The sequence below is a fragment of the Mesorhizobium sp. P2_B11 genome, from assembly GCF_056404855.1.
The window spans coordinates 56,700-70,637 of record NZ_JBFUDF010000009.1; the positions used below are offsets into that span (position 1 = coordinate 56,700).

Consider the following 13,938-nt stretch of genomic DNA (forward strand, 5'->3'; position numbering starts at 1 on the left):
TCTCGACTCTCGGCGCTTTTCGTGCCAATCCCCGCGCCATGGCGCTCGACATCAAGATCTGCGGGTTGAAGACCGATGAGGCAATGGCCGCGGCATTGGCCGGCGGCGCCAGCCATGTCGGTTTCATCTTCTTCGCCAAAAGCCCGCGCTGTGTCGAGCCCGCGGAAGCCGGGCGCCTGCGCCAGGCGGCGATCGGCAAGGCTAAGGCTGTCGCTGTCACAGTCGACGCCAGCGACGCCTTCCTGGACGAGATCGTCGAAAAAATGCACCCCGACATGCTGCAGCTGCACGGTGCGGAAACACCCGCGCGGGTGGCCGAAGTGAAAGCCCGCTACGGGCTGCCTGTAGTCAAAGTGTTCTCCGTCAGCGAGGCCGCCGATCTCGAGCGGATAAAGCCCTTTGTCGGCATTGCCGACCGGTTCATGTTCGATGCCAAGCCGCCGAAAGGCTCGCAACTGCCGGGCGGCAATGGCGTCACCTTCGACTGGCGCATTCTGGCCGGCCTTGACGCCGGGCTCGATTACATGCTTTCCGGTGGGCTCAACGCCGCCAATATCGGCGACGCCTTGAGATCGGCCAATCCGCCCGCAATAGACATTTCGTCGGGCGTGGAAAGCGCTCCGGGTGTCAAGGATCCGGCGCTGATCGAGCAGTTTTTCCGGGCCGTCAGGGCCGCGCGCGACGACCGCGCCGCCTGAACAATTCTTTCGAACCCGAGCATGTTCCGGAAAAGTGGGACCGGTTTTCCGACAAGGACATGCTCAGAAACCAAAACTAGGAGATCGGCGATGGACCAGCCGGCGACACCCAATTCCTTCCGCACCGGACCCGACGAGCAGGGCATGTTCGGCATTTTCGGCGGTCGCTTCGTCGCCGAGACGCTGATGCCGCTTATCCTCGACCTCGAGCGGCACTGGAACGAGGTCAAGAACGATCCGGACTTCAAGGCCGAACTCACCGATCTGTCGACCCATTATGCCGGGCGGCCGTCGAAACTCTATTTCGCCGAAGGCCTGACAAAGCATCTTCGTGAGGTTTCCTCGGCGAAGGGCCTCGGGGGCGGCGCAAAAGTCTATTTCAAGCGCGAGGATCTGAACCACACCGGTTCGCACAAGATCAACAACTGCCTCGGCCAGATTCTCTTGGCCAAACGCATGGGCAAGAAGCGCATCATTGCCGAGACCGGCGCCGGCCAGCACGGCGTGGCGGCAGCCACCGTTGCGGCGCGCTTCGGCTTTCCTTGCGTGGTTTATATGGGCGCCACCGACGTCGCCCGTCAAAGCCCCAACGTGTTTCGCATGAAGCTGCTCGGCGCCGAAGTGCGGCCGGTCACCGCCGGCCACGGCACGCTGAAGGACGCCATGAACGAGGCGTTGCGCGACTGGGTGACCAATGTCGAGGACACTTATTATCTCATCGGCACCGCCGCCGGCCCGCATCCTTATCCCGAGCTGGTGCGCGACTTCCAGTCGGTCATCGGCACCGAGGCGCGCGCCCAGATGCTGGAACAGGAAGGCCGGCTGCCCGACACCATCATTGCCGCTGTCGGCGGCGGGTCGAACGCCATCGGCCTGTTCCACCCGTTTCTCGACGACAAGGAAGTCCGCATCATCGGCATCGAAGCCGGCGGCCGCGGGCTCGACGGCATCGAGCATTGCGCCTCGATGAACGCCGGCGCACCCGGCGTGCTGCACGGCAACCGCACCTATCTCTTGCAGAATGCCGACGGCCAGATCCTGGACGGCCATTCGATCTCAGCCGGCCTCGATTATCCCGGCGTCGGCCCCGAGCATTCCTGGCTGCGCGATTCCGGCCGCGTCGAATACGTGCCGATCCTCGATGACGAGGCGCTGGAAGCCTTCAAGCTGACGACGCGTGTCGAAGGCATTATCCCGGCGCTGGAATCGGCGCACGCCATTGCGCATGCGGTCAAGATCGTGCCCGCCATGGACAAGGACCAGATCGTCATCGTCAACCTGTCGGGACGTGGCGACAAGGACGTGCACACGGTGGCCTCGATGCTGGGCATGGAGATCTGATCATGGTGACCCGCATCGACCGCCGCATGGCAAAATTGAAAGCCGAAGGCCGCCCGGCTCTGGTCACCTATTTCATGAGTGGTGACCCGGACTATGACACCGCTCTGTCGATCATGAAGGCGCTGCCCAAGGCCGGCGCCGACATCATCGAAATGGGCATGCCGTTTTCCGATCCGATGGCCGACGGCCCGGCGATCCAGGCCGCGGGCCTGCGCGCGCTGAAAGGCGGCCAGACGCTGGTCAAGACGCTGAAGACGGCGGCGGACTTCCGCGCCACCGACAATGACACGCCGATCGTGCTGATGGGCTATTACAACCCGATCTACATCTACGGCGTCGACCGCTTCCTGAGGGATGCGATCGCCAGCGGCATCGATGGGCTGATCGTCGTCGACCTGCCGCCGGAGATGGATGAGGAACTCTGCATTCCGGCGCTGAAGGCCGGCATCAACTTCATCCGACTGGCGACGCCGACCACCGACGACAAGCGCCTGCCCAAGGTGCTGCAGAACACGTCGGGCTTCGTCTATTACGTCTCGATGACCGGCATCACCGGCTCGGCTTTGGCCGACACCGGCAAGGTCGCGGCGGCGGTCAAGCGCATCAAGGGCCACACCGACCTGCCGGTCTGTGTCGGCTTCGGCGTCAAGACGGCCGAGCAGGCGCGCATCATCGGCGCCAATGCCGACGGCGTCGTCGTCGGCACCGCGATCGTCAACGCGGTGGCCAATGTGCTGGGGCCGAAGGGAGAAAAGACCGCCGACCCGGCCGAAGCCGTCGCCACGCTGGTCAGCGGCCTGTCGCAAGGCGTGCGTTCGGCCCGCCTTGCTGCTGCCGAATAGTCGTCTTACCTCTGTAGCCAACTCTTCGTCAGGACAGGAGCCGAAGCGATGAACTGGATCACCAATTACGTTCGCCCGCGGATCAATTCGATGCTCGGCCGGCGCACCGATATGCCGGAGAATCTCTGGATCAAGGATCCCGAGACCGGCGAGATGGTGTTCCACAAGGACCTGGAATCCAACCAGTTCGTCATCCCGTCATCGGGCCATCACATGAAGATCTCGGCCAAGGAACGGCTGAAATTCTTCCTCGACGACGGCAAATACGAGCAGCTTGACAATCCCAAGGTCATGCAGGACCCGCTCAAGTTCCGCGACGAGAAGCGCTACACCGACCGGCTGAAGGACGCCAAGGCCAAGACCGGCCTGGAAGACGCCATCGTCAACGCGCTGGGCACGGTCGAAGGCCTGCCGGTGGTGGTGACGGTGCAGGATTTCGCCTTCATGGGTGGCTCACTCGGCATGGCCGCTGGTGACGCCATCGTGCATGCTTTCGAGGTCGCCCTGCAGCGCAAGCGGCCGCTGATCCTGTTTGCCGCCTCCGGTGGCGCCCGCATGCAGGAAGGCATCCTGTCCCTCATGCAATTGCCGCGCACCACGGTCGGTCTCGACCGGCTGAAGGAAGCCGGCCTGCCCTACATCGTCGTCCTGACCAATCCGACCACCGGCGGCGTCACCGCCTCCTACGCCATGCTGGGCGACGTCCACATCGCCGAGCCCGGAGCGCTGATCGGCTTTGCCGGCCCGCGCGTCATCGAGCAGACCATCCGCGAAAAACTGCCGGACGGTTTCCAGCGCTCCGAATATCTGATGGAGCACGGCATGGTCGACATGGTGGTGTCGCGGCTGGAGATGCGCTCAACGATTGCGCGGCTGCTGAAGATGCTGCTCAAGGTTCCCGAGCAAAAGGTGCTGGAGCCGGAAATCCTGCCGCCCGCGGTCATCCCGACGGAAGCCCGGCCGCAGGCCTGACGCGACATTCCTGGCCGCTATCAGCGATTGCGCGCGATGTTTCGCGCGGTATCCTCTTGTTACGCATGATCCTTTCCGAAAACCGATTCGTGTTTTCGGGGCCATGCGGTAGGATTCCCCTATGACCACACTTGCCGCCGACCGCGAAATCGAAGCCTTGATGGCGCTGCATCCGAAAGGCTTCGACCTTTCGCTCGACCGCATCACAAGACTGCTCGAACGCCTCGGCAATCCGCAGGACCGGCTGCCGCCGGTCATCCACATCGCCGGCACCAACGGCAAGGGCTCGTGCGCGGCCTTTTCGCGCGCGCTGCTCGAAGCCGGCGGCCATCTCGTCCATGTCCACACGTCGCCGCATCTGGTCAACTGGGCCGAGCGTTACCGGCTGGCGGCCGAAGGCGGCGGCAGGCTGGTCGATGACGAGACCTTCGCCGAGGCCATTGCCCGCGTTGCCCGGGCCAATGCCGGCCAGAAGATCACCGTCTTCGAAATCCTCACCGCTGTCACCTTCGTGCTGTTTTCCGAACACCCGGCCGCCGCCGCCATCATCGAGGTCGGCCTTGGCGGCCGCTTTGACGCCACCAATGTCGTTGCCCGGCCGGCCGTGTCGGTGATCATGCCGGTGTCGATGGACCACGAAGCCTATCTCGGCGACCGGGTCGAGCTGATCGCCGCCGAAAAGGCCGGCATCATGAAGCGCGGCTGCCCGGTGGTGATCGGTGCGCAGGAGAGCGAGACGGCGCTGCAGGTGCTGATCGAAACCGCCGAGCGGCTGGATTGCCCGACCTTCGTCTACGGCCAGGATTTCCTTGCCTTCGAGGAAAACGGCCGCATGGTCTACCAGGACGAGGACGGCCTGATGGACCTGCCGCCGCCGCGCCTGCCCGGGCGCCACCAGTTCGCCAATGCGGCGGCAGCGATTGCCGCCGTCAAGGCCGCCGGCTTCGAGATCAGCCACCGCGCCACGGAAAAGGCGATGGCCACCGTCGCCTGGCCGGGCCGCATGCAGAAGCTGGCGCAGGGCAGGCTGGCGGAGCTGGCGCCCAAGGGCGCCGACATCTGGCTCGACGGCGGCCACAATCCGGGCGCCGGCGTGGTCATTGCCGAAGCTTTGGCCGAGCAGGAAGAAAAGAACCCGCGGCCGCTGTTCCTGATTGCCGGCATGATCAACACCAAGGACCAGAGCGGCTATTTTCGCGCCTTCAAGGGGCTCGCCCGGCATGTCTACACGGTGCCAGTGAGCATGAGCGATGCTAGCGTACCGAACGATGAACTGGCGGTCCGCGCGACGGAGGCGGGTCTCACCGCCGAGCCGGTCAGCTCCGTCGCCAGCGCGCTGATGCTGCTGCGCGACACCTGGGACGGGCCAGCGCCGCGTATCCTGATCGGCGGTTCATTGTATCTTGCCGGCGCTGTGTTGGCCGAAAACGGCACCCCGCCAACCTGAGGCCGATGACTGCAAGGAACCGAGGATGATCAAGGTGAAGCAACTCGCCCATGTCTGCATCTTCGCGCATGATCTGGAAGCAACGCGGGCCTTCTACCGCGACGTGCTCGGCCTCGACACGCAGTTCAACTTCCTGCGCGACGGCAAGGTGTTCGGCTTCTACCTGAATTGCGGCGGCCGCAGCCATGTCGAGGTGTTCCAGAAGGACGCCACGAGCTACAGCGAGACGAACCAGATCAACCACTTCTGCCTTGAGGTGGAGAACATCGACGCGGCGATCGCGCACATTAAATCGAATGGCGTCGACGTCACGGCCAAGAAACATGCCTGCGACGACACGTTTCAGGCCTGGATCCGCGATCCCAACGGCGTGAAGATCGAGTTGTTCGAATACACCGCCAAAAGCGGGCAATTCACCGGTGGGGATCGGATCGCCGACTGGTGAACGGCGCTGCTCCGATCGACTATTTCAGCTCGATCTCGATGAAGGCGTATTCGCCCTCGTTGGCGCTGATGACGTCGTGTTCGACGCCTTCCTTACGGAAATAGGGCGCGCCCTTCTTCATCTCGGCGAAGCTTTCGCCATCCTTGGTCACCAGCTTCACCTTGCCGTCCATCAGCGGCACCACGACGTAGTCGTGGCCATGCCGATGCCAGCCGGTGTTGTCGCCGGGCTGGAAGCGATATTCGGTGACGATGACGCGCTCATTGTCGATGAAGACGGTGGCCTTGGCGGATCCGGTCATTCTGTTTTCTCCCTGTCCTGCCTCAAGCAGATGACATGGAATGCGCCGATGCGAGGGCCAGAGGCGGTTTGGCTGTAACGCCAAAGAAAAAGCCCGGCGCGATGGCCGGGCTTTAACATCCAGAATTTTGCCAGATCAGGCGAGGCTGCCATTGATCCAGTGCGACAGCGCGGTCTTCGGCGCCGCACCGACCTTCATGTCAGCCACTTCGCCGCCCTTGAAGATCATCAGCGTCGGGATCGAGCGCACGCCGAACTGCGCGGCAAGCTCGGGGTTCTCGTCGATGTTCAGCTTGGCGATCTTGATCTTGTCGCCGAGTTCATTGGCGATCTCTTCCAGCGACGGACCGATCATCTTGCACGGGCCGCACCATTCAGCCCAGAAATCCACCACGACGGGCTGCGAGGCGTTGAGCACATCGGCCTGGAAATTGCTCTTGTCGACCTTGACGGTGGCCATGCGAAAATCCTTTCGAAAATTTATCTCGCACCAAATGTGGTGGTTGAGCAGCCCTTCTTCAAGCAGAACTTGTGTCACGCTCCCGTGAGTCGGGCAAGGGCATCGTCCATCGCCTCAGCCGGCAGTTCGATCAGCCTCGGCGCCTCGGTAAACAGCAGCGCAGCCGTCACGTCGCGGCCGGGATAAAGCGGCATCAGCAGCGCGCGATAGAGCGCCAGCTGCAGGACATAAGCTGGCGGGACCTGAGCCAGCGAGACCGGTGCCGGCCGGTTGGTCTTGTAGTCGACGATCGATACGCGCTCGGACGTCACCGCCAGCCGGTCGATCTTGCCCGAGATCGAGCGCAGTTTGCCCTTCACCTCGAGACTGCCCATGACAGCGACCTCGGAGCGGGACGTCGGCGAAAACAGCTCGGCAAAACGCGCATCCCCGAGGATCGCCATCACCGAGGCCAGCGCCTTGTTGCGCTCGGCCTCTAGCCAGTCGGCGCCGGCACGGCTGAGATAGTGCCTGGCCGCGCTCTCCCTTTCGCTTTCGGGGAAGCCGGGCAGCATTTGCAGCAATTTGTGCAGCGCCAGGCCGCGCATCACGGCAAAACCGGGCTCCGCCTCGCTGTCCAGCACTGGCGAGCGCGTATCGACGACCGCCTCCTTGCCCTCGTCGATCAGCGCCGAAGCGCCGGAGGGTGACAGCGGGCGCGGCAGCTCCTCGTAGGGCGGCAAGGCGCGAAACAGATTTGCCGGCAAGAACGGCAGAAGCGGTTGCGGCAGCCGCGCCTCGTCGGCGGCGGCCAGCGCTACCGGCGGCAATTTGGTCATGACGAAGCGATGCACCGGTTCGTCGCTTGCCGGATGGCGGCGCTCCGTGCTTTCCGGCGCACCGGTCAGCGCGCGGCTGACAATCGAATGCCAGGTGCCGATGCTGGGCGAGCGCTTGCCGTGATAGCCGCAGACGATCAGCCGGTCCTCGGCGCGCGTCATGCCGACATAGAGCAGCCGCCGGTATTCGTCGTCGGCGAGTTCCCGCGCCCGCGCCGAGGCCGCCCGGGAAAAGCCGTTGGCGACATCGCTGGCCGAGCGCCAGAGATAGCCTTTGCCGTCAAAGCTGCGGCCCGAGCCGTCGAACGGCATCAGCCGTGGCAGATGTTGGTCGCTGAACGGCGCCGAGCCGCCATCGACCAGGAAGACGACAGGCGCTTCCAGGCCCTTGGCGGCGTGTACGGTCATGACGCGGACCTCGTCGCGCGTCTGGTCCATCTCGCGCTTGATCTCAGGCCCGGTGTTTTCCAGCGTCGCCAGAAAAGCCTCAAGCCCCGGCAGTCCGGTGCGCTCCTCGGCCAGGCAGAAGCTCAGGAATTCGTCGAGGATATCGCCGGCCTCCGGCCCGAGCCGGGCGATCATCTTCTTGCGCAGGCCGTCGCGCGCCAACAGGCCGGCATAGAATTCGAAGACAGGCCGGAACGCCGCCTCGTTGGTCCAACCATCGAGTCGGGTGACAACATTGGTCAGCGCTTCGCTCTCGACGGCATGAAGGCGCAGTGACGCTATCAGCGAGGCCGGCCTTCCCGCGCCAAGCGCAAAAAGCGTCTCTTCCGACAGGTCGAAGATCGGGCTGCGCAGCACGGCGGCAAGCGACAGGTCGTCCTGCGGCTGGATGAGGAAATGGCCGAGCGCGATCAGGTCCTTCACCGCGATATGGCCGGGCAGGCTGAGACGGTCGGCGCCGGCGACCGGGATGTCGCGGTCCTTCAGCGCGCGCGACAGCGCATGCACGAAGCGGTCGCGCTTGCGCACCAGCACAAGGATGTCGCCGGCCTTCAGCCTGCGTCCTTTGCCTTCGATGATCTCGCGATCCCTGAGCCAGGCCTGGATCGTCGCTGCGACATGCTCGGCCACCCGCACCGCCGGCGCGCTGGCATGGTTGACCGGCAGCGTCCAGTCATCGGGCTCCTCGACCGCATCGGCGCCGAGCGACGGCCAGACCTCGACATAGCCCGGGGCGTCGTTGCGGATCGCCTTGTGGTCGAGCGGGTCGGGATCATGGCTGATGCCGCGCCGCACGCCCGGCTCGGCAAAGACGCGGTCGACCGCGGCGAGCACGTCGTCGGTCGAGCGGAACGACCAGGTCAGTTTCAGGTCGGCGAACGAGGCCTCGGCGTCACGCACGCGCCCGGCAAACAAAAGCCGGCTGTCGGCAAAGGAGTCCGGCGCGGCACCCTGGAAGGAATAAATCGACTGCTTTTCATCACCGACGGCAAACATGGTGCGATTGCCGCTGCCGCGCTGGCCGTGACCGGCGAAGAATTCTTCCGACAGGCGCTTCACCACTTCCCACTGGTCGGGGCTGGTGTCCTGCGCCTCGTCGAGCAGGATGTGATCGATGCCCTGGTCGAGCTTGTATTGCACCCAGGGGCCGGCATCAGGCCGCGCCAGAAGGTTGACGGTGCGGGTGATGAGATCGTTGAAATCGAGGAAGCTGCGGCCGCGCTTCAGGCGCTCGTAGCGCACGATCAGCCAGTCGGCGATGGTCAGCGCCGCGACCGTGCCTTCCAGCATCCGGAACAGCGCCAGCCGGTCGGACACCTCGACGATCGCCTTGACCGCTGAGAGATAGCGTTCGGGAAGGTCGGGCAGCCGGTCGAGCAGCGCCTTTTTGAACAGCTTTGCCGGCTCATAGGGGTCGCCGTCGGCCTTGAGGAAAGCCTTGCTCAGCATCTGCAGCCGGCGGATTGGATCCTCGTCGGCAAAGGCCGTGCGGGCATAGGGCAGCAGATTGTTCAGCACAGCGCGCGCATCGGCGGCTTCCGCCGCGCCGGCGAAAACGGCAAGGAAATCCGGCGGAAAACCAGGCAAGGGCCAGGCGGACGCCGCTATGTCCTCCGCGCTCTGCCCAGGACGGAAATGGAATTCGTCGAACAAGGCCTGAAAGCCGTTGCCGTCGCGCCTGACGGCGTCGATGAAGCCGCGCAGGCCGTCGCGCTTGCGCACGATTTCGGTCAGCAGCGCGTCGAGCCCATGTTCGCCGCCGCGTTCCAGCACGGTGGCAAAGGCCTCGGCCAGTCCGGCGTCGCCGGCTGACGTGCCCGAAATCATGTCGCGGCGCGCGGCGGCGAACAGCGAGACCTCCATCTGCGGGTCGAGCAATTCGAAATGCGCCGGGATGTTGGCTTCCAGCGGGAACTGGTGCAGCACCGATTCGCAAAAGGCGTGGATGGTCTGGATTTTCAGCCCGCCCGGTGTCTCCAGCGCTTCGGCAAAGAGCCGGCGCGCACGGCGCATCGTGTCGCGGTCGGGCCGGCGATCGTCGAGCGCGGTGATGCGAGCCGCCAGTTCCGTGTCACCAAGCGTCGTCCACTCCGACAGGGTGGAGAAGACGCGGTTCGACATGTTAGCGGCCGCGGCCCGCGTATAGGTCAGGCACAGGATCTTCGACGGGTCGGTGCCGTTGAGCAGCAGCCGGATGACGCGCTGGGCCAGCACGTGCGTTTTGCCGGAGCCGGCGTTGGCCGACACCCAGGCCGAATTCTTCGGGTCGGAAGCGCGCGCCTGGCTGGCGGCGGTCTCGGTGGGGATGGGATAGGCTTTCTTCATGCCTCCCCGCCCTCATCGTCGCTGTCGCCGCCGGCCGACCATTCAAGCACGCGCGCCAGATGGTCGTAGTCGCCATCGCTCTCGCCTTCGCGAAACGGCAGCGCCCGCGACAAATAGCCGGTCGTCGGATCGGCATAGTGGACCAGCAGCTTTTCCAGCCGCTCCCAGGCCTCTTCAGCGAGGTCTTCGGCGGTTCTCGGCTGGCGGTTGTAGTCGAGGATGGATTCCTCGAACACTTCGCCATTCGGCTTTAGCCGCACGAAGGCAAGCTGCGAGGGTTCGCGTGCGCCGAGCCCCCTGAAGGCGCCGCGCCGCAGCAGCGCGCCTTCCAGTGCCAGTTGCGGCGCCAGCAGCGTGTGCGCCTGCGCCTTGGAGGGCGAGGAGCCGGTCTTGTAGTCCAAAATGTCGGCCATGCCGCCGGCCAGCAGGTCGACGCGGTCGGCATAGCCGGACAGCGTCACGCCGGTGCGGCCGACAGCGGTTTTCTCGGCGCGCTCCTCGGCATGCCGCCTTGCGACGGCGGGCGCCCGGCCACGCTCCCATTCGATGATGTTGGCGGCGAGCTTTTCGAAGCGCGGCCACCACACCGCCTCGACATCGGCAGGGAGGGCTATCTCGGCAAAGCACGTCCGGCCGGCGGCGATGAGGCGTGCCAGAGCTTCCGGCGCGCGCGGATCGGCAACCTCTGTCGAGAACAGATGCAGTATGTCGTGAAACAGCGTGCCGCGCTCGGCGGCACCGGGATCGCGGATCACCGGTTCGAGCGGCAGCAGGCCGAGAATACGTTTGGCATAGACCGCATAGGGGTCGCGGCGGAGCGTCTCGATTTCGGTGACCGAGAAGTGCTGCGGCCGAACAGAAAGCGGCGGCTTCGGCTGCGGTCTCGGCGCGAAACGCTTCCGCTCGCCGGCATCGAGGGTTCGCGCCCAGGCCAGCAATTCATCGCCGCGACTGCGCAGTACGGCGGCGGGATCCTTGCCGATGAAGGTGAGGATGCGCTGCAGCCAGCGCGACGGGACCGCAGGCGCGTCGCCGGCGCGAGCGGAGCGCGTCAGCACCACCTTTTTGGCGCCCATCGCCATCTGGAAATCATGGGCGGCAAGGCCGATGCGGCGTTCGGGCGGTTCGAGGTCGATGCCGGTCTTCATCAGCCGCGACATGAAGCGGTCGCTCTCCGGCTTGCGCGGCCACACGCCTTCGTTCAGCCCGCCAATGACCAGCGTGTCGACATTCTGCAGCCGCGCTTCCAGCGCGCCCCAGATGGCGATGTTGCGGTCGGTGCCTTGTCCCGGCTTGACCGTTTCCGGCGCGATCAGCGCATCCATCACATCGGGCCATTCGTCGGCAGCGAAGTCGAACGACGCCGAAGCCGCGACCACGCCGCGCAGCAGTTCGGCAAGCTTCTCGCCGGCATCACCAGCGTAGAGTTCGGCAAGGCTGCCATCCGCCGTGCGGCCGAGATTTTCCAACGCGGCGACGCTCGCCTTGGTCAGTGCGACGAGATCGGCGCTCTCTTCAGCGCGAAAGGCAGTCAGCGGCGCCAGCGCCGTCGCAAGCCGGCTCAGCAGGTCACGAGCGTCCTCGATGCCGCGCACGGTCAGGCGCGAAAACCAGAAGGGCTGGCGCTTGTCGCCGCTCAGACCGGCAAGCCGCTCCTCGAACAGCGCCGCCAGCGAGGCGATATCGGGGCGCCCGGTGCCGCCGCGCAGCGCCACCAGTTCGATGAGCTCGGCGGCATGGCGAACGCCGGTGCGTTCCAGACCGAGACCAAGTAGCGGATGCTTGAGCAGCGCCAGAAGGCCGACCGGATCGCCGGGCCGGAACACGGCCTGCAATGTCAGCCGCAGCAGGCTGGCCGCCGGCGTGTTGGCGAGTGGCGTGCCGCCGGAATCGTCGGCGACGACCCCGAAGCGCAACAGCTCGGCCGAGACACGTCGCGCCAAGGCTCGATCGCCGGTAACGAGGGCCGCCCGCTGTCCCGGCTGCTCGACGGCGGTCTTCAGCGCGATGGCGATTGCCACCGCCTCGTCGCGTTCGCTGGCGGCTTCGACAAGCGTCACATCGGCGAAGGCCTCGGCGATGTCGCCGGCCTTGAAGGTAACGCGCGTCTCGGCCCACAATTCGGTGGTTTCGGCCGGCCGCAATGCCTCGCCGACGAGGGCTGCGCGGATGGCAAGCGGCCGATCGGCTGCCACCACTTCTTCGACATCGCCGCGCAGCACGCCGATCTTGCCGATCAGTTTGGCCATGCCGTATTGCGGATGGCCGAGCAGTGCCGGCCGCGCGCCGGGCGCCGCAATCGCGGCAAAGGACGCCTCGTCCAGCATCCCATCGAGACCGGGCAGCACCACGGCGCCGTTGGGCAGGCCGGCAACCACGGCAAGCAGTTCCGCCGTGGCAGGGATCGAGCCCGTCGAACCGGCGGCAATCACCGGGCCTTTCGGCGGATTGCGTTCGAGCCGCTTCGCCTCGCGCCGGATCAGCGCATTGCGGTGCGCGGCCGGATTGGAGCGGTCGCGCTCCTCCAGCAATTTCGGCCAGGCGTCGGTGACGATGCGAAGGAAGTCGAGCGTCACCAGCCACCAGCCGGCAAGATTGCCGGTCACCAGATCGGCAAGCCTGGTCCAGTCCGTGCCTTCGGTCTCGATCTCGTCCATCAGCCGGGCAAGGTCGCGCGCCAGCCAGATCGCATCGGCGGCGGAGGCCGGAACGACGATCTCTTCGTCGAACATCGCCAGCACATGCGCCGGCAAGGTGCGCTTCCAGGCCCGCACCAGCGGTGCCAGAAGCAGCAGGCGTTCGATGGCGGCGATCGGCGGCGCCATTTCAAGCTCGGCGGGCGCGCCGGCGTCGAAGGCGGCCTCGTCCTCGTCGAACTCGCCGAGCGGGCGGATGACCGGCAGGATTGCCGACCGACGGGTCGCTCCCGGTCCGGAAAGCGCGTTGACGAAGGCGCCGCGCAGCGCCCGCGCCGCACGCCGCGTCGGCACATAGATGGTGACGTCGGCCAGCGCCAGCGGATCGCCGTCGAAGCGGAAGCCCGGCACCAGCCGTCCCGCCAGCAAAGCCTCGGCCAGAGTCGGCAGGAACGGCGCTCCGGGCGGGATCGAGAGAACGCGGCGCGAGCCGCTCATACTGCCCTTGCGAAGGCAGCGGCGACCGCCGCTTCAGCCTGCGGAATGGCATCGGGCGTGCCGACCGTGATCCAGCTTCCGCGCATCTGCATGCCGAACAGCCGGCCCGTCGTGATCGCCTTGTCGAAATACGTGTTGAGCGAATGCGCCCCGGCCGGCGCATCCTTAAAGATAGCGGGATTGACGATCGCTGCCCCGGCATAGATCAGCCCTGCGGGGTCGCCTTTCGAGCGCCGCAGGCCGCCATCCGGCGCCATCAGGAAATCCGTGCCGACGCAGTGTCCGGTCGCCGAGTCGAGATCGGTAAGCATCAGCAGAATATCCATTTTCGCGCTGTCCCATGCAAGGGCAAGGCGCTCCAGGCTTGGCTGGCCGCTATCGATCCAGAACGTGTCGGCGTTGATGATGTAGAAGGGCTCGCTGCCCAGCAGCGGCAAGGCCTTGACGATGCCTCCGGCCGAATTCAGCAGCGCGTCGCGCTCGTCGGAAATCACGATTTTCGGCGCCTGCCTATGGGCGACATGGTCGACGATCTGATCCGGCAGATAATGCACGTTGACGATCGCTTTCTCGACACCAGCCGCCTGCAAACTGTCCAGCGCCCAGTCGAGCAAGGTCTTGCCGGCGATTCGCACCAGGGGCTTCGGCATGGTGTCGGTGATCGGCCGCATGCGCTTGCCGAGACCAGCTGCCAGCACCATCGCGGTGG

The 13,938-nt window shown here is 65.5% G+C and carries 11 protein-coding genes; 6 read left to right on the forward strand and 5 right to left on the reverse strand.

All coding sequences use genetic code 11. The features are described from left to right. Positions 1-38 precede the first annotated feature (38 nt). The 6 genes from AC1DYJ_RS27120 (at position 39) to AC1DYJ_RS27145 (ending at position 5,745) form a co-directional block, all read left to right on the forward strand. Positions 39-698 (forward strand): phosphoribosylanthranilate isomerase, encoded by a 660-nt coding sequence (locus AC1DYJ_RS27120; RefSeq protein ID WP_477282751.1) that lies wholly within the window; start codon positions 39-41, stop codon positions 696-698. Positions 699-788: 90 nt separating this feature from the next. After that, positions 789-2,039, forward strand: a complete 1,251-nt coding sequence (gene trpB, locus AC1DYJ_RS27125) for a tryptophan synthase subunit beta (protein WP_477282753.1) — start codon at positions 789-791, stop codon at positions 2,037-2,039. A 2-nt stretch (positions 2,040-2,041) separates the two neighbouring features. After that, entirely contained in the window at positions 2,042-2,881 is an 840-nt protein-coding gene (gene trpA / locus AC1DYJ_RS27130) for a tryptophan synthase subunit alpha (RefSeq protein ID WP_477282755.1), read from the forward strand. Between the two features lie 48 nt (positions 2,882-2,929). After that, positions 2,930-3,853 carry an acetyl-CoA carboxylase, carboxyltransferase subunit beta gene (accD, locus tag AC1DYJ_RS27135; RefSeq protein WP_477282757.1) on the forward strand — a complete coding sequence of 308 codons (924 nt, stop codon included), beginning with the start codon at positions 2,930-2,932 and terminating at the stop codon, positions 3,851-3,853. Between the two features lie 121 nt (positions 3,854-3,974). Then, positions 3,975-5,300 carry a bifunctional folylpolyglutamate synthase/dihydrofolate synthase gene (locus tag AC1DYJ_RS27140; protein ID WP_477282758.1) on the forward strand — a complete coding sequence of 442 codons (1,326 nt, stop codon included), beginning with the start codon at positions 3,975-3,977 and terminating at the stop codon, positions 5,298-5,300. Between the two features lie 25 nt (positions 5,301-5,325). Continuing rightward, complete coding sequence (locus AC1DYJ_RS27145; protein WP_477282760.1) at positions 5,326-5,745, forward strand: VOC family protein; 420 nt, start codon at positions 5,326-5,328, stop codon at positions 5,743-5,745. 19 nt (positions 5,746-5,764) lie between these two features. Here the strand turns inward: AC1DYJ_RS27145 and AC1DYJ_RS27150 are convergent, their stop codons facing one another. The 5 genes from AC1DYJ_RS27150 to AC1DYJ_RS27170 form a co-directional block, all read right to left on the reverse strand. Beyond that, positions 5,765-6,046, reverse strand: a complete 282-nt coding sequence (locus AC1DYJ_RS27150; RefSeq protein ID WP_127289572.1) for a cupin domain-containing protein — start codon at positions 6,044-6,046, stop codon at positions 5,765-5,767. A gap of 135 nt (positions 6,047-6,181) precedes the next feature. Continuing rightward, the gene (trxA, locus tag AC1DYJ_RS27155; protein WP_023672297.1) at positions 6,182-6,505 is read right to left on the reverse strand and encodes a thioredoxin; all 324 of its coding nucleotides are present in this window, start codon (positions 6,503-6,505) and stop codon (positions 6,182-6,184) included. A 74-nt stretch (positions 6,506-6,579) separates the two neighbouring features. Next, entirely contained in the window at positions 6,580-10,095 is a 3,516-nt protein-coding gene (addA, locus tag AC1DYJ_RS27160) for a double-strand break repair helicase AddA (RefSeq protein WP_477282763.1), read from the reverse strand. Further along, positions 10,092-13,229 carry a double-strand break repair protein AddB gene (gene addB / locus AC1DYJ_RS27165; RefSeq protein ID WP_477282765.1) on the reverse strand — a complete coding sequence of 1,046 codons (3,138 nt, stop codon included), beginning with the start codon at positions 13,227-13,229 and terminating at the stop codon, positions 10,092-10,094. Before addB ends, addA begins: the two co-directional genes overlap by 4 nt. After that, positions 13,226-13,930: a nucleotidyltransferase family protein gene (locus tag AC1DYJ_RS27170; protein ID WP_477283311.1), complete on the reverse strand. Its 705-nt coding sequence runs from the start codon at positions 13,928-13,930 to the stop codon at positions 13,226-13,228. Before AC1DYJ_RS27170 ends, addB begins: the two co-directional genes overlap by 4 nt. Between the last annotated feature and the right edge of the window lie 8 nt (positions 13,931-13,938).